General features: G+C 44.1%; 18 protein-coding genes. 10 read left to right on the top strand and 8 right to left on the bottom strand.

Translation table 11 applies throughout. The annotated features are described in order from the left end of the window. Positions 1 to 208: 208 nt before the first annotated feature. On the bottom strand, positions 209 to 541 hold the full coding sequence (locus tag MHI14_RS14565) for a hypothetical protein (RefSeq protein WP_341130610.1): 333 nt from the start codon (positions 539 to 541) through the stop codon (positions 209 to 211). Between the two features lie 144 nt (positions 542 to 685). Further along, the gene (locus MHI14_RS14560) at positions 686 to 1,768 is read right to left on the bottom strand and encodes a GntR family transcriptional regulator (protein ID WP_341130609.1); all 1,083 of its coding nucleotides are present in this window, start codon (positions 1,766 to 1,768) and stop codon (positions 686 to 688) included. Between the two features lie 244 nt (positions 1,769 to 2,012). Between MHI14_RS14560 and MHI14_RS14555 the strand changes: the two genes are divergently transcribed. The 5 genes from MHI14_RS14555 (at position 2,013) to MHI14_RS14535 (ending at position 8,794) form a co-directional block, all read left to right on the top strand. Continuing rightward, positions 2,013 to 3,350 carry an ABC transporter substrate-binding protein gene (locus MHI14_RS14555; protein ID WP_133385972.1) on the top strand — a complete coding sequence of 446 codons (1,338 nt, stop codon included), beginning with the start codon at positions 2,013 to 2,015 and terminating at the stop codon, positions 3,348 to 3,350. An 84-nt stretch (positions 3,351 to 3,434) separates the two neighbouring features. Continuing rightward, positions 3,435 to 4,331, top strand: coding sequence for a carbohydrate ABC transporter permease (locus tag MHI14_RS14550; protein WP_062834705.1), 897 nt, complete (start codon positions 3,435 to 3,437; stop codon positions 4,329 to 4,331). A gap of 31 nt (positions 4,332 to 4,362) precedes the next feature. Then, positions 4,363 to 5,181 (top strand): carbohydrate ABC transporter permease, encoded by an 819-nt coding sequence (locus MHI14_RS14545; protein ID WP_397352003.1) that lies wholly within the window; start codon positions 4,363 to 4,365, stop codon positions 5,179 to 5,181. A gap of 28 nt (positions 5,182 to 5,209) precedes the next feature. Next, positions 5,210 to 6,193 (top strand): glycoside hydrolase family 43 protein, encoded by a 984-nt coding sequence (locus MHI14_RS14540; protein ID WP_341130608.1) that lies wholly within the window; start codon positions 5,210 to 5,212, stop codon positions 6,191 to 6,193. A gap of 615 nt (positions 6,194 to 6,808) precedes the next feature. Further along, complete coding sequence (locus MHI14_RS14535) at positions 6,809 to 8,794, top strand: glycoside hydrolase family 127 protein (RefSeq protein WP_341130607.1); 1,986 nt, start codon at positions 6,809 to 6,811, stop codon at positions 8,792 to 8,794. 137 nt (positions 8,795 to 8,931) lie between these two features. Here MHI14_RS14535 and MHI14_RS14530 read toward each other — a convergent pair whose 3' ends face one another. After that, entirely contained in the window at positions 8,932 to 9,864 is a 933-nt protein-coding gene (locus MHI14_RS14530) for a helix-turn-helix transcriptional regulator (RefSeq protein WP_341130606.1), read from the bottom strand. A gap of 256 nt (positions 9,865 to 10,120) precedes the next feature. On the opposite strand from MHI14_RS14530, the gene MHI14_RS14525 reads away from it, so the two are divergent. Beyond that, positions 10,121 to 17,437, top strand: coding sequence for a DUF5695 domain-containing protein (locus MHI14_RS14525; protein WP_341130605.1), 7,317 nt, complete (start codon positions 10,121 to 10,123; stop codon positions 17,435 to 17,437). 149 nt (positions 17,438 to 17,586) lie between these two features. Here the strand turns inward: MHI14_RS14525 and MHI14_RS14520 are convergent, their stop codons facing one another. Further along, positions 17,587 to 18,795, bottom strand: coding sequence for a sugar efflux transporter (locus MHI14_RS14520; RefSeq protein ID WP_341130604.1), 1,209 nt, complete (start codon positions 18,793 to 18,795; stop codon positions 17,587 to 17,589). Positions 18,796 to 19,632: 837 nt separating this feature from the next. Between MHI14_RS14520 and MHI14_RS14515 the strand changes: the two genes are divergently transcribed. Then, positions 19,633 to 20,628 carry a glycoside hydrolase family 43 protein gene (locus MHI14_RS14515; protein ID WP_341130603.1) on the top strand — a complete coding sequence of 332 codons (996 nt, stop codon included), beginning with the start codon at positions 19,633 to 19,635 and terminating at the stop codon, positions 20,626 to 20,628. 331 nt (positions 20,629 to 20,959) lie between these two features. Next, positions 20,960 to 21,256, top strand: a complete 297-nt coding sequence (locus MHI14_RS14510) for a DsbA family protein (protein ID WP_341131703.1) — start codon at positions 20,960 to 20,962, stop codon at positions 21,254 to 21,256. A gap of 272 nt (positions 21,257 to 21,528) precedes the next feature. Here the strand turns inward: MHI14_RS14510 and MHI14_RS14505 are convergent, their stop codons facing one another. The 4 genes from MHI14_RS14505 to MHI14_RS14490 form a co-directional block, all read right to left on the bottom strand. Continuing rightward, positions 21,529 to 21,999 (bottom strand): DinB family protein, encoded by a 471-nt coding sequence (locus tag MHI14_RS14505; protein WP_091029778.1) that lies wholly within the window; start codon positions 21,997 to 21,999, stop codon positions 21,529 to 21,531. 90 nt (positions 22,000 to 22,089) lie between these two features. Then, entirely contained in the window at positions 22,090 to 22,671 is a 582-nt protein-coding gene (locus MHI14_RS14500) for a TetR/AcrR family transcriptional regulator (RefSeq protein ID WP_133385000.1), read from the bottom strand. Beyond that, positions 22,668 to 23,129, bottom strand: a complete 462-nt coding sequence (locus MHI14_RS14495; RefSeq protein ID WP_341130602.1) for a nuclear transport factor 2 family protein — start codon at positions 23,127 to 23,129, stop codon at positions 22,668 to 22,670. Before MHI14_RS14495 ends, MHI14_RS14500 begins: the two co-directional genes overlap by 4 nt. A 299-nt stretch (positions 23,130 to 23,428) precedes the next feature. After that, positions 23,429 to 24,265, bottom strand: coding sequence for an alpha/beta fold hydrolase (locus MHI14_RS14490; RefSeq protein ID WP_124114954.1), 837 nt, complete (start codon positions 24,263 to 24,265; stop codon positions 23,429 to 23,431). 489 nt (positions 24,266 to 24,754) lie between these two features. Here MHI14_RS14490 and MHI14_RS14485 point away from each other — a divergent pair, with 489 nt between their 5' ends. Together MHI14_RS14485 and MHI14_RS14480 are read left to right on the top strand one after the other, a co-directional pair. Further along, positions 24,755 to 25,339, top strand: a complete 585-nt coding sequence (locus MHI14_RS14485) for an RNA polymerase sigma factor (protein ID WP_341130601.1) — start codon at positions 24,755 to 24,757, stop codon at positions 25,337 to 25,339. After that, the gene (locus tag MHI14_RS14480) at positions 25,300 to 26,319 is read left to right on the top strand and encodes a DUF4367 domain-containing protein (protein ID WP_341130600.1); all 1,020 of its coding nucleotides are present in this window, start codon (positions 25,300 to 25,302) and stop codon (positions 26,317 to 26,319) included. The genes MHI14_RS14485 and MHI14_RS14480 overlap by 40 nt, the downstream gene beginning before the upstream one ends. Positions 26,320 to 26,621: the final 302 nt, after the last annotated feature.

Genomic DNA, 26,621 nt, shown 5'->3' with positions numbered 1-26,621 from the left:
TACGCTGGCTGTTTTTCTCTTAGTACATGTTTATTGTTATACTATGTGTTCCAGCCTTACACAACGGAGTTGGAAACCCACAATTAACTGCAGGTTATCTGCTTAGTGCTGTACCGCTTGTAAACAAATATGCTCATAACCATTTTAGAGTCAAGATACTTGTTCAGTATAAAAATATTTTTAATGCTAGAAGCTGATTCAGCAGCCTTTAGAGGATCTTCAGCTTCTTGACCAGCATTAGGGTGATGGGTTCGGTGAAATGTGTTGCTAAGTATTCCATCAGCTTCTTGGATAAGTCCTGTACGGGAAGTTGCTGTACTTGTTCAAATTCAATTTCGCATATTAGACGCGCGATGATGATGTGAGTCCAACCAAGCTTAATGGCATAATCATCATCCCGCTTCACGTTCTCAAAAGCGACAGCAATGTCTTCATGAACATATGGTTTAGTGATGATGGGATTCTTGGGATAGAAGCGAGCTAGAAGATGTTGGTCTGATAAAGATCGACATCTTTTTTTATTCTCTAATTCAAAGGTCATAGAGATAAACGCCATAAAAGGATTGAAGTTTAAAAGCAAAATATAGGACTGAAATTAAATCCTCAGATCTCAGTTTAGTGCATTACAACAAAAAAATAAGACCTGATTTAAACATAAAAGCAAAGAGTTGAGTTTAGATTAGTGTCAAGGGAAGATGAGTTCCACGGGGATGACGGCGTTCTTAGGAGAATAAATATCTTCCATCTGTTCACATAACAGCTTGACGGCTATTCGTGCCATTTCCTGTTCATCCTGCTGCACATAAGCTACGCCTGAAAGATGTGGATTATCGAAAGATAGTAAATCGATATTTGAGTGATCGTTCAGAAGACTGATCGCGGCGGATGTAAGGCGTGCTGTTTCTTCAGTCAAGGAGAAGGCTGCCGAAATTCCACTGTGGTTCTGCAAGAAGTTGCTTACATAGTCCAATGCTTGCTCGCTGCGTAGAATGTCGAGAGGAATGTGACACCACAAGCTCTTGTCAATCGAGATGCCTTGATCTGTGTACGCCTGCTCGAAGCCGAGCGTGCGGTCCTCGACGGCTGTATTGGCATTTTCAGGTGAGATGAGCGCAATCTGTTGATGACTCTTGGATAGTAAATGGGATACAGCCTTATACGCACCGCCGTAATTGTCGGATGTAATGGTGTACGTCTCAATGTTGCGCAGATAGCGGTCGATGAACACACACGGGAATTTATCGAGCGACAGACGCAGTAATGATTCGTTGTACTTCTCATCTTCTGTTGGAAAAACGATCAGCCCCTTCACACCGAGCTCCGTTAGTGTACGAATGACGTTTGATTCGATAGAGGAGGACTCGCGCGTGATGCTTAGTACCATGCTGAGGCCGGCTTCTTGCAGGAAGTGTTCCGTGTAGTCAACGAGCTTCTGAATGACACGGGTTCTCATCGTCGGAATGATAAAGCCAATGAGCGGTATGGAGGACGCGCTGCATGGGGATGGCGAGAAATTGATACTAGAAACAACAAGACTAGAAGAGACGAATGAGCCTTTGCCTTGTACGCGTATAATTAATCCTTCGTCAGCTAGTAGGGTTAGGGCGTTCTTGACGGTAATTTTACTTACTCTGAATTCGTCCATTAGTTCTTGCTCAGAAGGAATGCGATCCGTTGGCCGAAGTTGCCCTGATTTAATTTTCTGTATAATGTTTTCTCGAATTTGTTTGTAGAGCGCCAGCTTTTTCAAAGAGTAGCATCTCCCCATAAACTTTATGATTTTATAATCAATTGGTTATATAAAGCTTATTTCATATATATTATAATACGGCATGTAAAGCGCTTACAATATGGAATCTGAGAAATTGTTGCGAAGGGGTCTTTTCTTTGAAAGGTTAGAATTATGTTAAGGATGGTGGTGCCGAGGTGTATTGAAACCGCTTAAATTAACAGAACTAACTAGTCAGCCGACTTTTCAAATGCATAACAAAAAAAGAGAGGATGACGAACAAATGAAAAAACGCAGTGCTTTAATCTCCATCGTTACACTCCTTATTATGTCACTTGTTTTTACTGCATGTGGTAATCCTTCCGGTTCAAAAACGGAAACGCAGCAATTAGGCGCTAATGCCGGTGAGAATGCAACAGAATTATCATTTTGGACATTCGTAGATTTGCACGGCAAGCATTTGGATAAAATGCTGGGGTTATGGAACCAACAGAACCCAGACAAACAGATTAAGTTGAATGTAACGGTTATGCCTTACGATGATATGCACAACAAGCTCTTATTGGCAGTTACAAGCGGAAAAGGTGCTCCTGATATCGCGGATATTGAGCTTGGTCAATTTCCTAAATTCTTGGAAGGTGACAACGTTCCACTGGAATCTTTGAATGATGTATTTACACCATACAAAGACGTTGTTGTTCCTTCACGTGTCGAGATTTATTCCAAAGCCGAACAGGTTTATGGATTCGATTATCACGTAGGTGCGACGCTTGCTTTCTACAATACTGAAATTCTCGAGCAAGCAGGTGTTGACTACAAGACAATTAAAACGTGGGAAGATTACAAACAAGCAGGTATCAAGGTTTATGAAAAGACTGGCAAGTACTTAGGTACTGCTGATACATCAGCTACGTGGCAAGCATCGCTGCTACTAGCTCAGCAAAACGCTGATTTTACAGATGAAAATGGTAATCCAAAAGTTAACTCGCCTGAAATGATTAAAGCGTATGAAATGTTAGTCGATCTGCAGAAGAACAATGTTATTCATACGATCCCTGGCGGACAACCCGACACAGAAGAAGCAAAAGGCGAATACAACAAAGGCAACTACGCAAGTGCATTGATGCCTGAATGGTACATGTCCCGCTTTGTAAACGAAATGAAAGACCTTAAAGGTAAGTATGCAATAGCTCCATTGCCTGTATTTGAAGAAGGTAATCCTCGTTCCGTTGGCTTAGGCGGTACTGGCACAGTTGTTACTAAGAATGGTAAAGACGTTCAGTTGGCAAAAGAATTTGTAGCCTTTGCTAAGCTTTCGAAAGAAGCTACTACTGAAATCTGGAATACACTTGGATTTGACCCAATTAACATGGAAGTATGGAAAGATGATGCAGTTACGAAAAACCCTGATAATGAATACGTCCAATACTTTAAAACAAATGCATTTGATACTTTGAATGAAATCAAGGACGAAATTAGAGCGATTAAGTCCGTTAAAGCCTCACCAACCATCGGCAATATATTCAATACGGTAACTTTGAATGCTATCTTTGAAGATGGCCAAGACGTGAAGGAAGCTTTGGATGAAGCACAAGCAGCAATTGAACAAGAATTGAAATAAATATAATAAGTAAATGATTTGATTAAACCTGTCGGCAGGTATAGTAGTCGGCAGGTTTAACCTTAGTCAAGGGAGATTGAGAATATGATAAAGAAATTTGTATACTCTCAAAAAGTTGCGCCTTATGTTTTTGTATTGCCATTTATACTTATATTTTTGATATTCTGGTTTTTTCCACTTGTAAATTCATTCGTAATGAGCTTTCAAGATAGAATGTTAGGACAGGATCCTAAATGGATTGGTGAAGCGAATTATTCGAAATTACTTACTGATAAAGTGTTTTTGACATCTATTAAAAATAGCGTTGTGTACATGTTAGGAACCTTAGTGCTGTTAATTCCTTTTCCAATGTTATTCGCCGTTATGATCAACAGTAAGTTAATGAAGGGAAGAGAATTTTTCAAATCTTCGTTCTTTCTCCCTGCACTGACTTCTGTCGCAGTTGCAGGTACCATTTTCCGCCTTACATTCGGTGAAATGGAAGGTTCATTAATGAATAGTTTCCTAGGTCTATTTGGTATAGAGCCTATTAAATTTTTGAAAGACGGAAATTGGAGTATGGCAGCACTGTTAATCCTCGCATGTTGGAGATGGACGGGTGTTAATATGCTTTACTATCTATCCGGTTTGAAAAGCATTGACAATGAGTATTATGAGGCTGCTTCAATTGACGGGGCATCTGCTTGGCAGAAGTTTAGAACAATCACAATGCCATTATTGAAGCCGACCACGGTATATGTTACGACAATTAGTGTTTATGCAGGTTTAGCCATGTTTACCGAGAGCCTGATGATGTTTAACGGTAACAATTCACCCAAAAATATTGGCTTAACCATTGTTGGATACCTGTATAGACAAGGGATTGAGCAGAATAAGCTGGGTTACGCAGCTGCAGTTGGAATCGTTCTGTTAGTCATTGCTATGGTTATCAATTTAACGCAGTTGAAATTTAGTGGAATGTTCAAAAAGGAGGAGGATTAAAGTGGGCAGAAGTCAGACGAGGAGTGATTTCATCTCTAGAATAGTAATTATTTGTTTATTCATTATACTATTCGTTATAATTATGATCCCATTCTACGCAGTGGCCCTATCTTCCTTTAAACCCGGTGAATCATTAGTTAGATATGGTCTTAACCTAAGTTTGGATTTTGAAATCATGAGTTTTGATAATTTCATCTATCTGTTTACTGGACAACATGATTATTTTGTGTGGTTTTGGAACAGTATGATTTTAACAATCGTTCAAGTGGTTTTAACACTTTTTGTAAGCGCATTTGTTGGATATGGTTTTGCAGCATATCATTTTAAAGGTAAGAACTTCCTCTTTATATGTGTTTTGCTCATTATGATGGTGCCTTTCGAAATACTGCTGGTTCCTTTGTACAGCCTAATTAATGATTTGGGAATGGTGAATAGCTATTCGGCAATCATTCTGCCCGGTATAGCCAATGCCGCGACGATATTTTTCTTCAGGCAGTATCTACGAAGCATACCCAAAGAGATTATTCAATCTGGGCGGGTTGATGGCGCAAACGAGTATGCGATTTATTTCAGACTAATTATGCCGATTATGAAGCCATCCTTTGCAGCAATGGCCATTCTGAATGGTATGAATAGCTGGAATAATCTATTGTGGCCATTCATGGTGCTCGGAGATCAGAGTAAATATACACTTCCAATCGGTTTGAAAACGTTGTTAACTCCTTATGGCAATAACTATGACCTATTGATTGTGGGCTCCTTCTTCTCCATCATTCCAATTTTCATACTATTTATTGCTTTCCAGAAATATTTCATAGACGGTATGACTGCAGGTGCTGTTAAGGGGTAGTATATATTATGATGAAACAGGTGATAAGATGGAAATTCAACAACGAGCTTCACACGTCATTCAACCATTAATTGAGCAGAGAGCTGATCCTTTTATTTACCGACATTCGGACGGTTATTATTACTTCGTAGCATCCGTTCCGGAGTATGATCGGATTGAAATCCGTAGAGCCCAGAACCTTGAGGGGCTTGTTACATCAACTCCTGTAGTGATCTGGAGAAAGCGCGAGACTGGTATCCTTAGTGCCAATATTTGGGCACCCGAACTGCATTTTATTGATGACAAATGGTACGTGTATTTCGCTGCCGCACACACGACGGAAACGAATGAAGGCTTGTTCGACCATCGGATGTACGTGCTAGAGAATGAAAATGCCAATCCGCTCGAAGGCAGTTGGATGGAAAGAGGGCAGGTTCGTACCGAATGGGAAAGCTTCGCCCTCGATGCCACTACCTTTGAGCATAATGGCAGCCGTTATTACGTATGGGCACAAAAGGATCCGAATATCGAAGGTAATTCTAATCTGTATATATCCAAAATGAGCAATCCATGGACGCTGACTGGACCGCAAACGATGATTTCGCTGCCGGAATATGACTGGGAAATCATTGGTTATAAAGTGAACGAAGGCGCGGCATTTCTTCGCAAGGGTAATCGGGTATTCCTCTCTTACTCGGCTAGCGCCACCGATTTCAATTATTGCATGGGCCTGCTTGAAGCCGATGCGGATGCTGATTTGCTCGATGCCACCTCATGGCGCAAGTCGCAAACAGCGGTTCTCTCGACAGATGAGAGCATCTCAATGTATGGTCCCGGTCATAATTCCTTCACGGTGTCAGAGGTCGACGAAAAGACGTTATTTGTGTTCCACGCAAGAACGTACAAGAACATTATAGGAGATCCGCTGTACGATCCGAATCGCCATACATTTGTGACGGAGCTTTTGTGGACGGCTGACGGCAAACCCGATTTCCGCGGCTCTGTTGCAGCACTTGCACGTTCTGTACAGTGAACGAGTGTCCCAGCAAGGTTGGTTGATGGATTTGAGTTCGTTTATCCAACTTGCCAAAGAGAGAGATTTAAAACATCGAAGGCACCTTACTGGGTGCCTTCGACTTCGTTCAACAGATAATACGTCGAACCGTAATACAATTAGTGGTAAGTTGCCTTAAAACTTGCCGCTCCAGTTATCCCGGAAAATCATATCAAAAAAACAAAAAAAGTCGCTGATCAATAGGATCGGCGGCTTTTTTTATGTTATCGGTACGAGTTTTATTCCGTGCCAAGGACAAGAGCTTCTATCGATTGCCGGAATGGACAAGAACATTGTCCTATTACCGTTAAGAAGTACATCTAAAGAATAAGATGTAATTTAAATCTTAACAGGCAGCATAAATTCTGCACAGTTTTCAAATTTCTTATGGGACAAACAACTCGATAAGATACAAAAACGGGCTTTGAGTCACTTACAGCGAGAGGAACTGTAACGGGCAAGTTTCTGATTTGTTACAAGGTCAGCATATGAACAAGGTTGTAATTATGTAAATTTCAGTTGGAAATGATGATTTCAACCTGATGTAATGATTTGTAAAATAAGCTTATCAAAAAAGAACTAGGAGAGGTTCCCATGACAAAGCCAGACGTCCCGCACCATCCACAGATATCAGGTTATAGCCATAAAATCAATGATCCATTCTGGTCGCATTATATTGAACTGGTCCGCAACGTAGTTGTTCCTTATCAATGGGAAGCGCTCAATGACCGTATCGAAGGAGCTGAACCAAGCCGGGCCATTCGGAATTTCCGCATTGCTGCTGGGGATGAAGAGGGCGTTCATTATGGCATGGTTTTTCAGGATAGCGATGTTGCGAAATGGATTGAAGCAGCTTCGTACCTGCTCTCCGCGAAGCCCGACGCGGAACTGGAAGTCCTCGTGGATTCTGTTATTGAGACCATAGCTCGGGCACAGCAAGCCGATGGTTATTTGAACACGTACTTCACCTTGCGTGAACCTGGGGCGCGATGGACGAACCTCGCCGAGTGTCATGAACTTTATTGTGCAGGACATATGATTGAGGCTGGTGTAGCGTACTATCATGCCACGGGCAAACGCACGCTGCTGGATGTGGTTATTCGCCTGGCGGATCATATGGGCACCGTGTTTGGTACAGAGCCGGGACAATTGCCAGGTTATGATGGACATCAGGAGATTGAACTTGCACTCTTCAAATTGTATGAGACGACAAAAGAAGAGAAATATCTGGAACTGAGCCGTTATTTTCTGGATCAGCGGGGAGCGAGTCCGCATTTTTTTGTAGAGGAATGGGAGAAAAGGGGCCGTACCATACATTTTGGAGAGTTGGATATGGTTCACCGACACACGTACTCCCAGTCCCATCTGCCTATTAGGGAGCAGTCGACAGCAGAAGGCCATTCGGTTCGACTGGTGTACATGTGCGCCGCTATGGCAGATGTAGCTGCGAAGAAGGAGGATACATCGCTGAAAGAAGCCTGTGAACGGTTGTGGAGCAACATCGTAAGCAAGCGAATGTACATTACGGGAAGCATTGGTTCATCAGCCAAAGAAGAAGCATTTACAGGCGATTATGATCTGCCTGGAGATACCGCCTACGCAGAGACCTGTGCCTCAATTGGCCTGATCTTTTGGGCGAAGCGCATGCTGCAGATGGAGCAGGATAGCCGGTACGCAGACGTTATGGAGCGAGCCCTGTACAACACGGTGATTAGTGGAATGTCTCTGGATGGTCAACGTTTCTTCTATGTGAATCCGCTTGAAGTCGATCCGAAGATGCAACGTGTGAATCCTAATTATGCCCACGTGCGAACACGCCGGCAAGGGTGGTTTGGTTGTGCTTGCTGTCCGCCGAACATTGCGCGATTAATTGCCTCATTGGATCAATATGTATATACCCCGGCCGTGGAACAGGCTACGTTGTATGTACAATTGTACATCGGAGGGGATGGGGAATTCACACTTGAGGGTAGGAGAGCAGCCGTAACCATGGACTCTGACTATACCTCCACTGGAGATGTGAAGCTGATCGTTCGGCCTGATTCCCCAGAGGGAATGCAGTTTACGATAGCTCTGAGAAAGCCGGACTGGTGCAAGATTCCCGAGCTGTGGATTAATGGGGAGAAGAGCGAACAAGATGGTTTTACTTTTGAATACGGTTACATAAAGGTGACCCGTTTGTGGAAAGCCGGTGATGAAATTAAACTTCACTTCCCTATGGAGTTGCTGCGGATGAAAGGACATGATCACATCAAAGCCACTTTCGGAAAAGTAGCCATCCAGCGGGGACCGTTTATGTACTGTCTCGAAGAAGTCGACAATGCCCGCGGATTGCATCGCATTCAGCTGCCCCGGGATGCCGAGTTTCACATCGGTAGCGGGGAACAGATGCCTCTGGGGGTCCCGGCTCTTACAACCATTGGGCAGAGAATCGTATCCCAAGAAGACTGGGGAATACATCTGTATCGCAGTGATGTTCACTGGGATACACAGCCTGCCGAGCTTCGGTTCATTCCTTACTTCACTTGGGCCAATCGGGATGAAGGAGAAATGAGTGTTTGGATTCGCGAAAGCGAATAAAAAGAAGTCTACTAGTGCTGCTGTAAAAAGGTATACAAAAGGAAAGCGCCCGATAGACCCAAAATACGCGCTGTAGGATAACGTGATCTTTGGTGAGCGGACACTTTTTTCACGGCATCAGTTCTGATTGAGTCAGTTTATTTATCTGAGTTGGTAAACTTGCTGCGGAAGTTGGAAGGAGAGATGCCCTCTTTTTTCGAGAAACAGGAAGAGAAGTAGGATACATGATTGAAGCCGATCTCTTCGGCGATGCGAGCAACGGACCAGGCGGTTTGCAACAGCAGCTTTTTGGCCTGTTCGATTCTGTAATGCAGCAGATATTCCATGGGTGTCATGCCATACACTTTCAGCATGCTGCGTGCGAGATAGTTTGGATGGTAGTTGAGTTCCTTTTGCAGCATCGGATTGGAAATGGGTAGCGGGTAATTGTGGCGGATGTAGAGTTCAACTTTCTCGGCAATCCGGATTGCGGCAACGTCTGACAGTGAAGACAGCCCAAGATCCAGATGCTGCATAAATTGCTGGAAGGTCGCCTGTCGTTTCCAATTGCGCATGGACTGAGGCTCCTGATCAAGCTGAGAGAAATGCTCCAGAAGTTCCATATCTTTGATTGCAATGTGCAAATGTTTGGGAATGAAGATGGAACAGACATCACAGTGGTTCAGATATGCGCTCACCTTATGTGTCTCAATTAGTTCGGCTTGATTGGCGAGACATTCGTCCATGTTGGCAGACTCTCTCCAGCTGCCAAAGGTTTGAAAATGAATCCAGATCATTTCCGTTTCCGCCTTACAGGCTGCGCTGCCGTAATGATGTCCATCCGGCTTAAGGATCAGTGCTTCTCCTTGGTTCAGAAGCCATTCTGTCCCGTTCTCGCTAATGGCGAGCGAACCGCGTGTAACAACAATTAGATCAAAGACACCGATGTCACTCCGGCTAATGTGATATTCACCGGCTTCGTAACAAGCACGGCCGCAATCAATAAAATAGGGAATGGGCGGGGTGATGAAATGAAGGATGGGCGAGTCCAATCCGGCACCTCCGAACAGGTTGAAATATTTAAAATTCATGTTGGCATCGAGCATTTATTTTTTATGATACAGCAAGTAACATAGAAAATAAAGCGCTTACGAAATTCAGTTTTAACCTTCAACGGATTCAGGTTTAGAACCTTATCTTCACTCTTTAGAGATTCTACTTTAGACGAAAGAATGAACGTCATTTTCGATGGATCGGTCAAAGGTATTTCGTAGAAGAAACTATACTTGCCGGTTTAAGAGAATTAAACCCCTAATGGATATGATCACATATATACAGGAGGTTATAATGACAATGATTTCGAAGAAGTGGAAGCCGCTCATGATCGCGCTGCTCCTGGCATTTTCAAGTCTGCCGCTGCAGGTTAGCGCTTTGCCTGCGGCCGCGACGGCTGCGGTAAAGACCGGTATCTCCAATGCCAGCCTGTCGGCCAAAGTTGGCGACTTAGGTCAGATTGAGGAGCTTTATATCAACAACAATCCTACCAATAAACAGGGGAAGCCAATCAATTTCGTCCTGCCTAATACTACATCGCCGCAGAATGGTACTCAGCACCAATGGATGGGGGGAATGATCTTCTCTTACCGCACGGGTGCCAATGGACAATTCCCTGATAACAGGGACGGCTTTGTAGAAGTTGATACCAATAAAACATTGGCTGCCGGTGGATCTACACAATATTCGACCATTAATCCGGATAACCCCTATATGAACAAGACCGCATCAGCAGACGGCAAGAAGGTAGAAGTCAGCTTTATTGGACAGAACCTAAATTCTACAGACCAGCGGGTAATGAAGGGCTTCGATGTGAAATCCGTTTTTGATATGGAGACCGATGATGGTTCAATGCTTTGGGAAATTACGGTGAAGAACAAAAGCAATCAGTATATCGAATTCGGGGATATCGGCTTGCCGATGCCTTGGAACAACAAATACCAGAGCTTATCCGATACCTATGATGACCGTGTGACGGTGCATAATTTCGCAGGTGCTGACAGTGGGTATTCTTATGCCATCCGCACCAGTGGTGAGGGGAACTTCATGCTCTTCACTCCGGTGCCGGAGAGCGGCGCTCGAATCGAGTATGTGGATTATTGGATGCATGAAGCAGGAGAGCGGCGTGCTGCAGACACCTTTAAGAACTGGACAGGAGATAGTGGCGGCTGGTATCCGGGGCTGAACGTGCTCTATATTCACTCCAAAGAAATCCAAAAAACGGGACGCGGATACTTTACTGATGCTTCCAGCCTCGTCCTAGGCCCGGATGAGTCCAAGACGTATAAGTTTAAATTCTCAGCAGTCCGTGGAGGCGACAATACGCCGCAGGAAAGCGCCCAAAGCCCAAATAACAGTTCGACCTCGATGGAAGACCGTGAAGCCAATCTGCGGTCCATCCTATATAAATCAGGCATGATTGATGCAGTAGCGGTGCCGGGCTTCCAGACAGCGATCAATATGCCTGTCAAGCTAGACCTGCACTATGACGACAGTATCGTTGATGTACAAACCATCGATATTCAAAATGTGGCAGAGAATGATCCGTTTGACGAAGCGCATATTCCGGTTATCAAGCCTGGGAAGAGCAGAAAGGAAATGGTTGACAACTCGCGGGCTGGACGTGGACTGCCTGGCGGAAACCCTGGCTACAACGAGTCGGTTGAGTTTGTGGAGACCAAGATCTTAAATGGGGAACAGCATCACATCTATTCGCTTCAGTTTGATTCGATCGGCAATAACAGCGTGCGTATCGAATATAAGCTGAAGGACGGCAACGAATGGGTGGATAAATTCACTCAATTTGAATTCAATGTTCTAGCCGAGCTGGATGCAATCTCGGATGCCCATTCCGAATTCATGGTTCAGCAAACACAGGATAAGGATCCGGAAAGTCCCACCTACGGGAACTATTTCGACTGGTATCTTTCAAGCGGCATGGATCTCAATACAAGCCATTGGGGAGATGACTGGAGCCATGACAACATCAACTTCATGACGATGAAGAACTATCTGGCTCCAAGTCCCGATGAAATTCGCTCTATCGAGACATACCTGATCGACTTCATGTGGGAACGATACATGAAGAATACGCAGGATAGCTACATCGTTGCGAACTGGCTGAAAGATTCTGGAGCGTACACTGACAAAGATAAACCTTATACACGTACGTTCTCCGAAATCATGGAAGCTACCGGATTTTTCAACATGTACCGGATTCAGAAGGCTTATCCTAATCTGATCGAGTACCGGGAATCGCCTCAGTTTTATCTGGAGAAAGCTTATAACATCTACTATAAGCGTGTTTCCACCGGGGCCATCGGATTCTATGGCGAGCAGCAAGTCCCGCATATGATTGAAGCACTGAAGGAAGAGGGGATGCAGACCGAGTCAGCCAATCTGCAGAAAAAGTTCGCCCTCGACAAGGGACGGAATATGACTAGAGCCACTTATCCTTACGGGTCGGAATTTGAATATGACAATACTGGCGAAGAAGGGGCTTATGCAGCAGCGAAAGCACTGCGCACGTACTATCCAGCAGACGCACTTACAGGTGCAGCTGAGAAAAGTATGGAAATGGCCGATTGGAAAACACGTGCCATGCGCGGTATTCAGCCTACCTGGTTCCATTATTCCGTGCCCGTTTTCCGCGGCGGTGAAGGCTGGTGGAATTTCCAATATACTGCGTCTTTGGCAGGATACATTATGGATGACTGGTTAAGGTATGAGAATGATGGCAGATCGGTGGAGCAGAAGGCCATTGCACAGCAGCGAAATTATGCCGCGAAGATTTCGAACTTCAATGCCGTCAATATGGGACAGATTTCGGCTAATTCAGTTGGCAGTACCTCTTGGAGATATTCGATGTATAAGGGAGGCACAGGTACGAAGGACGTATACGATGGCGGCTCTCGCGTCATGAGTAACGGCTGGAATGATTTTTCGGGCGAATCGGAAGAAGGCCTCTATGGTTCCCTTCTCAGCATCAGCTCTGATATTGTTACAGATCCGATATTCGGGTTGTTCGGTTATGGAGCGCTGGTGAGTGACGAAGGAGACAGCTACAACATTACGCCGAAAGACGGTTTCGGCAAACGGATCAATCTGATCGATGAGAAAATCTATTTGGAGCTGGAAAGTGATAAAGTAGAAAGCGCTCAAATTCAAAAAGATGGTAAGGGTTTTACACTTCAGCTCCTGAATCCATCAGGAAAAGAGCATACTTCACGGATTTTGTTTGATGGAGTGGGGATCGAGAATGGCTACTATACCATGAAGCTGAATGGTGCAGCTGCCGGACAGTTCTATGTTCAGGACAATGAAGGCGTTGCCATGTTTCAGATGGGTAGCGTGCAGCGTGCTGAATTGATCATTGAAAAGTCAGCCGGCGGCGAAAATGAAGCTCCGCAAATTACTGTAGAGCTGGCGACACAACATTCACAGGCGTTGATTCCATTTATGCTGAATGGGATTGTAACCGATGATGGCGCGCCGAAAGGGACTCTGTCTTATCAATGGGAAGTGGTCAGTGCCCCGGAAGGCGCCATGCTAACCTTTACTCACCCAAAAGCAAGTATTACACAGGCTACGGGTACCAAAGCAGGCTCATATACAGTTAAGCTTAGCGCAAGTGATGGACAACTGACTGGCTCCGGCCAGGTAATCTTCGAACTGGCTTCACCGCCGGATAAACAGCCTCCAGCAATTGGCCAAGTAACAGCGGTTCAGGATGTTGCCAATAACAGTATCGTAGTATTATCCGGGGAGGCCATTCCTGACCCTGTGCATAGCGAGGCAGAAGAACCCCAGTTGAAGTACACTTGGGCCGTCAAGCAAAAGCCTGAAGGTTCAGCGGACATTTCATTTGTGGATGGTGACAAAGCAGCAGCCTATGCGCGTGTAAGCACGGCAGGCACCTACACGTTTACCTTCAGTGCGGCAGACGGAGACAAGAAGGCCAGCAAGGATATAACGATAGAGATTAAGGAAGATACCGTTGACGTTTACCGGGCACTCAGCGTTGTCACCAAAAAGGATATTGAACCAGAACTTCCTAGACAAATCTATATTCTGTCAGAGGAAGGGTATCTAGAGCAGGAAATCACTTGGGATGCTATAGATCCAAGCAGCTATGCTAGTGTAGGCCAATTTGAAGCCAGAGGAAAGGTCAATGGAAGTGCTTTGGAGGTTTGGGCTACCGTACATGTCGTGAATACTGAGCTACAAAATGCGGCGCTGACAGCCAAGGCTTCCGCTAGCTTCTCTGGTGGCGACGGATATCCGGAAGCGATGAATAACGGCATTGAACCTAAAAGCTCGGCAGATTTCTCGCCGAACCGCGGTGCCCCCAACAGTGCATGGCATAACTGGGGTAGAGAAGGAGATCCAGCATGGGTGATGTATGAATGGGATCAGCCATTCCTGGCCTCTTCTATGGATGTATATGTCTTCCAGGACGGCGGCGGGAACTTCCGTCCGAAGGATATGCAGCTAATGCTTCGCGACGAAGATGGGAAATGGTACACCCCACGGGCCATAAAGGGATTGGGCAATGAACTTAATAAATACAATACAACTACCTTTGAGCCCACCTATATTACAGGTGTTCGTATGGACATGAAGCCTTCCGTTAATGGCAGCGGTATTCTGGAATGGAAGGTATACGGCTATACCGGAGCGGTAGATAAGTCAGAACTGATCAAGGTCTATAACTATGTAAATACATTAAATGCTTCGAACCTTGCAGATCCTGGTCTTGCGCCAATCGAAGCAGCGAAGACAGAAGCATCTGCTGTGATCAAGAATATGAATGCCACAGACGAGGAAATTGCCCTAGCGCTCAAGAAGTTGCTGACGGATTTGCGTCTGCTGAGTCCGAATGACGGCAATATGGCTTTCCTCGCGAATGCTTCTTCCAGCTACACCTCACCTTGGGAGAGTTTGGCGGCAGTAAACGACGGAAAGAAAGATGGCAACAACATTTCGCATTGGGGAACCTGGGGTCATGAAGGCGCAGAGGAGTGGGTGCAATATGAATGGCCGCAGGGTGCATCTATCCGGAGTTCGAATCTGGTGCTGTGGTCAGATGGCGGCGGAATCAAGCCGCCTACCCAAATTGTATATTCCTACATCCCGGCGGATAGCGGAACTGATGAATGGATAACAGCGGGAACGGTTACGGAGGGAATCAAAGTGGTTGAACATACTCCAGCGGAATCCTCCAATCCGTACACGTTTGACTCGGTGCTGAATGTAAAAGCACTGCGGGTTACCCTGACTAAACAATCGCGGGCAGGCGATAACGGTGTAGGCCTATGGGAATGGGAAGTTCACCAGGCCATACCCATTCCTGATCGTGAGGCTCCAGTAACACCGGCAGGTGTGGCACCGTCCATTCCTGATGGAGATGACGGCAAACTGATCGGTGTGACAACAGAAATGGAGTATAAGAAGGAAGGCGAAGAAGAATATATTGCAATTGCAGGAATTGAGGTCACAGGTCTCACCGCCGGTAAATATTATGTCCGGTATATGAAGACCGGTTCGCTGAGCGTCAGCCTGGATAAGGAAGTCGTTATTCCGGAAGGGCAGACACAGGAGCAGGCTGCACCCGATGCGAGTGGGTGGGTGATCTCACACGCCAATTCGGATACCGGCATAAAAGGCATAATTGAGGGTTTGAATGATACGATGGAATACCGGAAGCTGGGCGAAGAGGACTACACACCTGTTACAGGTTCAAGTATCAACGATCTGGAGCCTGGCAGCTATCAGATCCGGTATGCAGCCACAGACAGCCTAAAGGCAAGTCCGCCGGTAACCGTGGACATTCGTAATGAAACCAAGGCAGATAGAGAGGCACCAACAGTGGAAGGACTCGTCATTACACCGCCTACAGCGGCAGGCGGGAATGATGGCAGAATTGAAAATGTGACTGTCGATATGGAGTACCGAAAGGTGGATCAAGGTGGTTACATGCCGGTTAGTGGATCCAGCATTGAAGGCCTAGAGGTGGGCAGCTATGAGCTCCGGTACGCCGGGACGGATATGAGCAATCCAAGTCCTGCTATCCTGATCGTTGTGCCTGACGGAACCAAGCAGGAGCAAAGTCCGCCGTCCAGTGCAGAGGTCAAGGCTGTAAATGTCAGTGCAGCTGGGGCCAAGGATGGTAAGATCACAGGTGTAAGTCCTGCAATGGAATATCGGCTAGTAGGAATGGACGCTGGCAGCTGGAATGCGATCACAGGCACAGAGGTTGCAGGTCTTGGCAACGGAATCTATGAAGTAAGATATAAAGAGACGGCAACTCATTATGCGAGCCAATCCCTTACTGTCGTTATCAGCAATCCAGTCATCAATCCGAAGCCTACGGAAACACCCTCGTCAACGGATGCACCTGTGTCAGTCACCACACCTTCACCGGTTCCTGAAAACATCAAAGTCGAAGGGAATTGGATTAAGATTGTGGCACCAAAGACGGATACCAAAACCGGTAAAGCTAAAGGAGCACCCATCCGTCAGGAAGACCTTAATAAGGCTCTGGAGCATGTAAAGGCGAATAGCAGTAAAATTAAAACAATCATGGTGGACATTCCGAAAGCAGAGGGAGCCCATTCCTATGCGGTTGAGCTTCCTGCAGCTGCACTAACCGCAGCGCATGCCAACATCAAGATCGAGATTAATACGGAATTTGGAACCGTTGCAGTATCTTCTAATTTGCTGAAGTATGTATCAGGTGCCAAAAATGTGGAACTGTCACTGAGCCGGCTAGATACTGTAAAGCTTCATTCAGATGTAAAATCAGTGATAGCCAGCAGACCTGTTATTGCATTCTCTGTGCAATTAGATGGAGAAGAAATGGCAACCTTGAATGCACCGGTTGAAATCAGACTGCCTTATACTCCTGATGTTGAAGAATTGGCCAATTCCAAATACCTTACAGTTTCGTACGAGGCTGCAAATAGTACATTTGTTCAGCTACTGAATGGCAAATACGACAGTGCTCTACAAGCCATGGTTTTTCCAGCGGCAAATACAGGTCAATATGCAGTTGTTTATACGAAGAAGTTCTTCAATGATGTCATCAAGGATTCGTGGTACGCACCAGCGGTTGAAACAATGGCGTCCAAAGGATTCATCGACGGGACATCAGCAACAAGCTTTAGTCCCGAGCAAAAGGTCACAAGAGGTGAGTATCTAGCTTGGTTGGTAAGGACACTGGATCTCAAAACAGAGTTAAACACCACCTTCAGTGATATGAAGCGAACAGACCTCTATTATGAGGAAATCGGAATCGCCAAAGCACTCGGGATCGCCATGGGTTCAAACGGCAGCTTCTATCCGGAAATGGAAATTGCTAGACAAGATTTGGCTGTGCTGACCATGCGGGCTTTGCGGGCAGTTGGGAAAACCGAGCAGACCCGTACAGCTGAGGATCTCAAGAGATTTACAGATGCGGCAAATGTAGCAAAGTACGCAATTGATGACATGGCTGGAATGGTTAGAATGGGTTTCATAAACGGGCGAAGCAATGTCACCCTGAGTCCTGGCGGAACGACAACCAGAGCAGAAGCTGCTCAAGTTCTGTATAAGATTTTCTCGCAGCTATAATTAAAGAAACCGACCTTGGTCCTGTTTCTGCAGGACCAAGGTCGGTTTCTTTTTTAGGGAGTGCATCAAGCATGATGCCGTGCCCAATGTTAATTACCCCATACCTGGAAAAGTTTAAAAATCTACATTATCCCATTGAATCGGCGTAGTTAGGTTGAAATTTGCGGTTCATCTACAGGCTGTCTTCCACTTACCACAAGCATAATTGCAGCAACAATAATAAGTATAAAGCAGAAGATAAATGAGTATCGGTAACCCACAATGCTGGCTACTCCACCACCAACAAGACTACCAATCAGCCTGCCGATTGTGGATGAATTCGAATAGAGTGTGGAAGCATATCCCGGCATACTAGGCAGCAGGTCCTGAATGTAGCTAATTCCAATCGCAGAAATGACGGCGACAAAAACAGCGAGCAAAATTTGTGCTGCAAGCATTTGCCACATCTCGTTCGAGATAAGGATAACGAAATAATAAGCTCCTCCAAAAATAGCCCCGCAAAACACCAAGATTCGGTTACTATACTTTGCACTAAGTAGACCGAGTACAATCATAAAGGGAATTTCCAGCGCAGCACATATACTGCTGACTAAACCGACATGACTTGTCGTTCCGCCAAGATTGTTTGTAATAAAGAGAGCCGTGTTTATACTGCTCATCCAATGAGCCGTATACATGAGTATCATAATGAGAAAAGGAATTAGAATATCCCGGTTTTGAGCCAGTCGGAAACTTTTTATATTCGCTTCAGCATTACTGCTCTTCATTTCTGTGTTTGATTTGAGAAACAGGAAAACAAGCAGAGCAACGAGTAGGAAAGCTCCGATCGTTCCCCAAAAAATCCCCTTAAATCCAATAGCAGCGAGTAATAAAGTGCCGATTAAAGGACCTGTAATAAAGCCGAGAGAGAAAGCAGAACGCAAGGTAGAATTAGCAAACGCACGCTCCGTAAAATGACTCTTTATCACTGCTTCTCTAGAAATAGCGAACAACTGGGGCATTCCTGGTGCACCAAGGGCAGTAAACACAGTCATGTAAATGAACAAAATCGGAAAATCTTGAATAAACAAGTATCCACTAAAGGCCAGAACATTGGAGAGAGTAGAGAAAAGATAAACGCTCTTCCGATTCAAGCCGAGGTCAGAACGTCTTCCGATTAGTGTACTGATCCATATTCCTGCAATTAGTGTAACGGCTAGATAAAGACCAAACATACCAATAGATACGCCAAGCTGTTCCGTGAAATAAATAGATAAAAAGGGGGTACTGAGTGAAATGCCCATTCCCTGTAGTGCCATACACATAAAGAGTAAAGCATACGAAGGAATGGAAAATAAGCTGATGAATCGATTGATCATAGTGTAAAATTACTCCTCAGAATTTGTTGTTGTGTAATCACCATACATGACCTTGCTTTATCTCGTCTAATTGCATTTTACTGGTGAATGCTTCACATCCACTTTGGGAAGCTAATAAACGCTCATATTCATGGCTGAATAGAATCAATCGTACATCTTTATTATGTACTAGATGACAACACAAACAATATAACATTCGTGCCAAATGCTTGCCTAAACCTACCATAGACTCGTGTGAGTATACAGTAAATCTTTTCACCGCCTGCGCGAGGTTGCTGAACTAGGTGGTGTTCAATATAACCTACTGTAAAGATTAAGCTAACGGGCAGGATAGTTTAAAGGAGCCGAACGCTGTTTTCTTAAAGTGAAAATGCCACCAAAAAAATTAATTCGTAGAATGGTTGCGATCCAGAGGAGAAGAAGTAATATGTGTGACAAGACAACGCAAAAAAGATCACTTCATTAAAGTAGTCTTATTTAGAATATAAGAATTATGAGATGGGCGGGAATTGTACATTTTTTCGGGGAAAGATCTTTATTATGTGTATAGGAAAGAATAAGCGGTGCTTATACAATAACATTAGAGATTGTAAACGCTTGCTTCGAATTCTGAGGATGCAATCAAAGAATTACCGTAAATCGCCGGATATTTGAGCGCTATTCCTGGACCGCAGACATACCTACATGCTGGACGATGAAGCGCCTCCCTTGTTCGCTTGCCTCAGCCAGCTGCTTCACCGGCGTCTACCTGGGGCTGCGCGCCTTGGGCAACGGTACAGAGAACACCAGCCTTAATTATGAAGGATTCTATTATTCCAATACCAAAGGAGATGCCTTATGAATCAACAACAACTACCTAAGCCCCACCAGCCGCTCGTAACCCACATCTTCACTGCGGACCCGTCCGCCCATGTCTACGAGGGAAAAATTTACATCTATCCTTCCCATGACCTCGATCATGACGAGCCGAGCAACGATAACGGCGACCAGTATAAAATGGAAGACTATCATGTCCTCTCGATGAACAACTTCGATTCCCCGGTGGTCGATCACGGCGAAGCGTTGCATCTGAGAGATATTCCGTGGGCCTCGAAGCAGCTCTGGGCACCGGATGCCGCTTATAAGGACAATATTTATTACCTGTTCTTCCCGGCACGGGATCATGACGGCATCTTCCGTCTGGGTGTGGCAACATCAGAGTCTCCGGCAGGCCCGTTCACGCCGCAACCAAATTATATGGAAGGCAGCTTCAGTATCGATCCGGCCGTACTGGTCGATGACGACAATCAGTCATACATCTATTTCGGCGGACTTTGGGGCGGCCAGCTGGAGAAATGGCAGACCGGCAGCTTCGTGCCAGATGCAGAAGGACCGGCTCCTGACCAGCCAGCGCTTGGACCGCAAGTTGCACTGCTTAGTGACGATATGCTGTCCTTCCAGGGCAAGCCTGCCGAGATATCAATTGTCGATGAAGACGGGAATCCGATTCTGGCCGGGGATGAGGAACGGAGATATTTTGAAGGCCCATGGATGCATAAATATAACGACTATTACTACCTGTCCTACTCTACAGGAACCACGCATAAGCTCGTATATGCGATAGGCAAGAACCCGATGGGACCATTCACGTTCAAAGGCGAGATTCTCTCTCCGGTTATCGGCTGGACAACCCACCACTCCATTGTGCAAGTTGAAGACAAGTGGTATCTGTTCTATCACGACAGCTCCCTGTCGGAAGGCGTCAACCACAAGCGCTGCGTTAAATATTCCGAGCTGAAATACAACGAAGACGGAACGATCCAGAAGATCAATCCTTATCCGGGTGCCGAGTAAGCTGGCGTGGTTAGCGGAAACAGATAAGATTACAAGATAAGGCATAACATGAGGCAGCTCCTGAAGGGGCTGCTTTTTTAATAGGAGGATCAGTTGTGTCACTCAAACCTTAATAAGATCAACATAACGAATAACTGTCTCCTACAGCACAGTCTGTGTTCCCTACAAAATTGTTTGACACCATTTTACAATGCCCATAAAAGTAGATGCGATATATTGGAGTACCATTTTATTATATTGGGAAACGACGATTAGAGTCTGCACTCGAGCAGTTCGCCCATCCGAATGAAGTGGTTATTGAATATAAAAGCTTTGAACTTAATCCGCAAGGATCGATGTACTCAGGCAAAAATATGCATCAAATTCGTATAATATTGACCAAGTGAAGCCCACCAATACGTTGGATGCTCATCGTTTAACCCAATATGCCAAATCTATTGGTAAAGATAAGGAATTAGCAGAGAAGCTGTTCTATTCTTATTACATGGACGCCAAGCTAATTAGCGATCATGATACATTAGCAGATTTTGCAGAATCAATCGGAATGAATAGGGACGAGTCAATGGCAGTTCTCTATGATCCATCCAAATACGCTAACGAAGTGCATTCAGATGAAGCTACACAATAAGTAAAGCCATTTGTAAGACAGAGATATTATGAAAGTATTGTCGAGAACAATTACAAAGTATTTTAGAACAGCGTGTAGACAGGCAGTTCAAACAAAAGGAAGGGGCCGTCCTACAAAGGATGGCCTTTAAATTACATGCACATATATCGAGGGACAAGAACATAGTCCGATTTCTGAATGTTCCTTTTAGTGAAGAGACACTACTAATAATGTAATCAAAATAACGCAATATTTCATGGCGAGACATTGGTTTTGAAAATTTTTTACTAATCCTAACTGTCAATTATGCTCTTGATATTTTTAATTGTTGCAAAGTGCATTGCTTCATGGTAAATCAGAAAACCCAGTAATTGTTCTACATTTGTAAAGATAAGTCCTGTAGAAGACTTGTAATGAGGATTGATTTCTTCTTTCAATTTGCTTAAAAGTACCGCTTCAACCCTTTCAATTTGTTCGGTTAACAAGTCGATTATCTGAGGCATCGTTGGAGGCTCTATATTCCAGTCAAGTGGTTTAGTTCCTGGAGCAAACAACTTACCAAAATTAGCAGGATATCTGGTTTCTTGCCCAGTAAGTTGGAAAGCGAACTTCTCATGTATAACATACATGTGGCCTAGATTCCATTTTATATTGTTTTTCAAACCTGTTGGAATTATTTCTGAGGCAGAGTCATTTATATTCCTCACATAATCAATTGTCTGGCGGCGAACAAATCCCCATTGATCTGCGACAAAATTGCTCATGTTATTGACCTCCCATAAAGTCGCTAAAAGAAAAAATCACTTGTTTTTCGTGTGAAGAAATTCCGCCAGTTTACTAAAAACACTTTTGTGTCAGTGACCAGAGTTGCTTTCAGAAACATAAGTTGAGACTCGTTGTGACAGATTTGCCAACATACGTTCAAAATAGGATTCATCATGAATTGCTCTACTCAGAATTAATCCCCCTTGAATACTAGCAATGGTTTCCTCTGAAATTTGGTCAGCAGTCTCTTTAGAGATGCCTGTTCGAACTAGTGCCGCACTTAATGCTTCAATCCATCTTATAAAATATTGCCGAATTACAGCAGCGAATCGATCCCTTGTTTCGTCCAAAGCGAATGCACCAACAAGGCATATCCGCTGACCGGATTGAAAATAAATATCGACCTCTTGCCACATATGATCAATGGCTGCCCGGGGTTCATTCTTTTCGAGCGGTTCAAAAATGTTCTTGATAAACCATTGATCAATATGAGTAAGAATTTCAGCAGCCATCTCATCTTTTCCACCCGGGAAGAAATAATATAAGCTACCTTTAGATAGACGCGTACGGGCTGTAATTTTACTCAAAGATGCGCCCTCATAACCTAATTCACGAAATACCTCAGTCACGAGAGGAATGACATCGGATTTTTCAAAGACAGTGCGAGTCATAGGTTTAACTCACTGAGGCTTGGGTGTTCAGCAGGGCGTGTGCCGAGAGACCAATGAAATTTTCGTTCTTCTTCCTTAATCGGCATATCATTAATCGAAGCAAATCTACGCTTCATCAAGCCGTCGTCAGCGAATTCCCAATTCTCATTCCCATACGATCTGAACCAATTGCCACTATCATCATGCCATTCATATGCGAATCTAACAGCAATACGGTTATCCGTAAATGACCAAAGCTCCTTAATAAGGCGGTAGTCCAGTTCTTTGGCCCATTTTCGAGTTAGTAAAGACACAATTTCTTGGCGGCCTGTTATAAATTCGCTCCGATTTCTCCAATAACAATCCTCAGTATACACAAGGGAGACGCGCTGAGGGTCTCGGCTATTCCAGCTGTCTTCTGCCATACGTGTTTTTTGAATTGCTGTCTCACGAGTGAATGGGGGAGTTAAATTATTCATTAAATCTTCCTCACTTTCTATACCGTTTGTATTAATATAAACCGATCGGTTTATAAGTGCAAGTTTACATCCGAAATTCAATACAAATGTCGAATCGGTTCATACTCATAATGTACCAAGTAGCCATCAATCTTATGCGTAGTGGCTCTTTTTGTGTATTACCAATGATCAAGAGGGTGTTCATTCTTTATATGCATATCCTATGAAATAATGAAAAAGCAGGACGTCTCCTCTATAGGAGGCGTTCTACTTTTTCTCTCATTTTGTTCTTTTAGCTAAAATCATTAATCGAATTAAATTTAACCTTGCAAAAATTCGATCAATGCTGCATTAAATTGTTCAGAATGGGTCGCATTAAATCCGTGTGGTCCACCTTCAACAACGACCAGACGGCTGCCAGGGATGGATTCATGAGTACGCTGTCCGCTTACCTCCAAAGGCACGATAGCATCTGAATCGCCATGGATAACCAGTGTTGGAATGTTGAACTTCTCCAGATCCTGACGGAAATCAGTAAGGGCAAAGGCAGCAATACAATCCAAGGTGCCTTTAGGTGAAGCCAGAGCTGCAATATCCCGATTATAGATACGGAATGGTTCGCTCACAAGGTCTGTACGGTCTCCAGCAGCGAAAAAGTTGTTTGTGAAACCATCCAGGAAAGCTAAACGATCCGCTTTTACCCCGTTTTGGAATTCTGCAATCGTTGCATCATCCAATCCTCCTTGAGGGTTGTCTTCGGTTATATAGAGATAGGGAGGAACCGCTCCTGCAAATACAGCTTTAGAAACGCGCTCAGTTCCGTAAGTTCCCACGTAGCGTGCAACTTCGCCGCCACCCATGGAGAATCCGACTAATGTGGCATCGCGCAGATCAAGGTGCAGAATCAATTTATGCAAATCTGAAGCGAAAGTATCATAGTCATAACCATCCCAAGGTTGGGAAGACTGACCAAATCCACGACGGTCATATGTGATAACACGGTAACCCGCTTCAATCAGGGCAGGAACTTGCTTCTCCCAGGATCGTCCACTTAAAGGCCAGCCATGAATCAGAATAATTGGTTTTCCCGCACCATGATCTTCATAATACAGTTCAATTGGTTGTTCATTCTCAGAGCCTACATTTACTTTAGACATGGAAAATACCTCCATTAGTTAGTATATTTTTTATTTATACATAAGCTATTTGGCTCAGAAACATGAATGGGGCTTGTTCATAGATCGCCTCACTTTCTATACCGTTTGCATCATTATAAACCGATCGGTATACACTTGCAAGTTCATATCTTAGCGCCGTGTCGACGCCTCCAAATTTTTAAGTTCAAACCTAATTAATAACAATCATATGGGAGATTAAACATACAGGTTGAAGCATCGAGGGACAAGAACATAGTCCGATTACTGATTGCCGAGAAGAGTTTCACCACAGGGATCAAAGGATGTATTATTTAATATTGGAAGATTAGATGTTGAATTTGCTCTTACAGTGTTTGAGTTTTGATTGGTATAGAGTATGGTTGAACAACAATCTAGAGACTTTTCTAAAAAATGTCCCTTTAGAACTACCTCGTTTGTTATACATATATAAACTTCATCGCGAATACCTGGGAGGTGCCTTAAAGAAACATGGATGAGGAAACTGAATACAGAATTAAAAGAGTACAAGCGGGCGAAATTCAGGACTACGTTTATATCGTTCAAAAATACCAAAAACAGATATTTATGTATTGCTGGAGACTTATATCAAACAAACAGGAAGCCGAGGATGCTGTTCAGGACGTTCTGGTTAAGGCCTATGAGAAAATAAATCTCTATAAGCCTGAGGTGAATTTCTCCGCTTGGCTCTACAAAATGGCTTATCATCACTGCATAAACATAATCCGTCGAAAAAAAATGCAACAGAAATGGAAATTCAGACTAATAGCTCAAGATCAATCTGCCATTAGTCCTGCAGAAATGCTGGATAGCCAACTCTTTAACGAACCACTAAGCCGCGCGTTTGCAAAACTAAATGTAGCTGAACGGAACCTACTGATTCTACGCGTTTTTGAAGAAAAATCGTTTGCAGAAATAGCTGAAATTTTGAATAAAAGTCCCGATGCCGTCAAGAAAAAATTTGCCAGAACCAAAATCAAACTCAAAAAATGGATGAGCCCAAAGGAGGAAGAACTATGCCAAAATTACAACGTACTTCTCAAAACGAAAATCTGAAAGAAATGGATCTCTTAATCGAAGAGGAGTTTCAGAATTTTGATGTCACTGACAAAGTCATGACTCGGGTCCATAAGCTGGCAGTTCACAAGCGAGGCTTGCATGCCAGAGCACGCGTTCGTCAAAGAGTCGTGGTTCCCGGGCTAACAGCAATGTTCGTTCTTGGAGTATCAGTGACAGGGTATGCGGCCTCACAATATATTGAATTCCTTAACCATAAAGGCGAGGTGGTACTAAACACTGCCGCCGCCAAAGAGCCTACTGACTTTGTTACAAATTACACAAAAAGACTGGGCTTTTACACAAATCAGATCAAAGAACAATTGCAACCTGGGGATTACGTAGCCTATTATGTCAAAGATGAGTTAATTAATAACGCGGATAAATCAAATCCCGTAAAATTTGAATATAAATGGATCAAATATTCTAATTTCAGCAGTTTACAAGCTGAAATTAAGCGGACGCAGGCTCCCGTTTTAAAATCAATAACGCACCTTCCTCAAGGGTACCGGTTTGATTACGGATACGTTTATCCTGCCGATCTGTATACAAATCATCTCGCAGATCCTGCTTACCTGAAGTTAACAGACGACCTGAAAAAACAAGCTGAATCTTCTTCGGATGGGCAACGGGTGTATATTCAAAAACTGAATTGGAACAAGGCTGACTTCTCTTTGGCACGCTATGTCAATGGGAAGAACATTGTAACTGTAACGGCAACAAAAATACTCCCTGACTCCAAAGTGACCATATTCCAGAACGATGAGGCTAAATCCGAGAAGCTGAACATTCAAGGTAATGAGGTCTATTATATTCAATCCGATACCAGAGATAGAGAAACTAATTCCGTTACTTACCATCGGATTGGATGGAGGGACGATCACAATCATTTGTTATATGAAATATCCAATAATGCGGACAGCAATCTAAGTAAAGAGGATCTGATCAAAATAGCTGAAGAGATGGTTACATCTCATTAGTGTTCCAAACAACAAAGGAATAAACAAGGCTCTTTAGACATTAGTTCTGTTTTACTGAAGAACACAAGATATGCGGCAGCACTGATATGTGAAACTAAACTCCAGTTGTTAAGTACAAATACAATGATTGTTCACTACGCAAATATTAATGCTAGGACTGGTAGTTGCCGTCCACAACACGTGCAATAAGTATAGAAAAGAAACCCCTGAATTTCTCATTATGAGAGATTCAGGGGTTTTTTAAGTAAACTATAAAGAATGACCTGACCGAATTATTATGAAACCTTATTATCGTTGATGTA

The organism is Paenibacillus sp. FSL K6-2393, assembly GCF_038002545.1.
Lineage (GTDB): Bacteria > Bacillota > Bacilli > Paenibacillales > Paenibacillaceae > Paenibacillus.
The sequence above is the reverse complement of the archived record's forward strand: the minus strand, read 5'-3'. Positions and strand labels throughout refer to the sequence as shown.

Coding starts and splice junctions, on each gene's coding strand:
- MHI14_RS14480 (WP_341130600.1), top strand. CDS start 25,300: ATGCCAAAATTACAACGTACTTCTCAAAACGAAAATCTGAAAGAAATG.
- MHI14_RS14530 (WP_341130606.1), bottom strand. CDS start 9,864: ATGAATTTTAAATATTTCAACCTGTTCGGAGGTGCCGGATTGGACTCG.
- MHI14_RS14490 (WP_124114954.1), bottom strand. CDS start 24,265: ATGTCTAAAGTAAATGTAGGCTCTGAGAATGAACAACCAATTGAACTG.
- MHI14_RS14525 (WP_341130605.1), top strand. CDS start 10,121: ATGACAATGATTTCGAAGAAGTGGAAGCCGCTCATGATCGCGCTGCTC.
- MHI14_RS14565 (WP_341130610.1), bottom strand. CDS start 541: ATGACCTTTGAATTAGAGAATAAAAAAAGATGTCGATCTTTATCAGAC.
- MHI14_RS14560 (WP_341130609.1), bottom strand. CDS start 1,768: ATGGGGAGATGCTACTCTTTGAAAAAGCTGGCGCTCTACAAACAAATT.
- MHI14_RS14555 (WP_133385972.1), top strand. CDS start 2,013: ATGAAAAAACGCAGTGCTTTAATCTCCATCGTTACACTCCTTATTATG.
- MHI14_RS14535 (WP_341130607.1), top strand. CDS start 6,809: ATGACAAAGCCAGACGTCCCGCACCATCCACAGATATCAGGTTATAGC.
- MHI14_RS14500 (WP_133385000.1), bottom strand. CDS start 22,671: ATGACTCGCACTGTCTTTGAAAAATCCGATGTCATTCCTCTCGTGACT.
- MHI14_RS14550 (WP_062834705.1), top strand. CDS start 3,435: ATGATAAAGAAATTTGTATACTCTCAAAAAGTTGCGCCTTATGTTTTT.
- MHI14_RS14505 (WP_091029778.1), bottom strand. CDS start 21,999: ATGAGCAATTTTGTCGCAGATCAATGGGGATTTGTTCGCCGCCAGACA.
- MHI14_RS14485 (WP_341130601.1), top strand. CDS start 24,755: ATGGATGAGGAAACTGAATACAGAATTAAAAGAGTACAAGCGGGCGAA.
- MHI14_RS14520 (WP_341130604.1), bottom strand. CDS start 18,795: ATGATCAATCGATTCATCAGCTTATTTTCCATTCCTTCGTATGCTTTA.
- MHI14_RS14495 (WP_341130602.1), bottom strand. CDS start 23,129: ATGAATAATTTAACTCCCCCATTCACTCGTGAGACAGCAATTCAAAAA.
- MHI14_RS14540 (WP_341130608.1), top strand. CDS start 5,210: ATGGAAATTCAACAACGAGCTTCACACGTCATTCAACCATTAATTGAG.
- MHI14_RS14515 (WP_341130603.1), top strand. CDS start 19,633: ATGAATCAACAACAACTACCTAAGCCCCACCAGCCGCTCGTAACCCAC.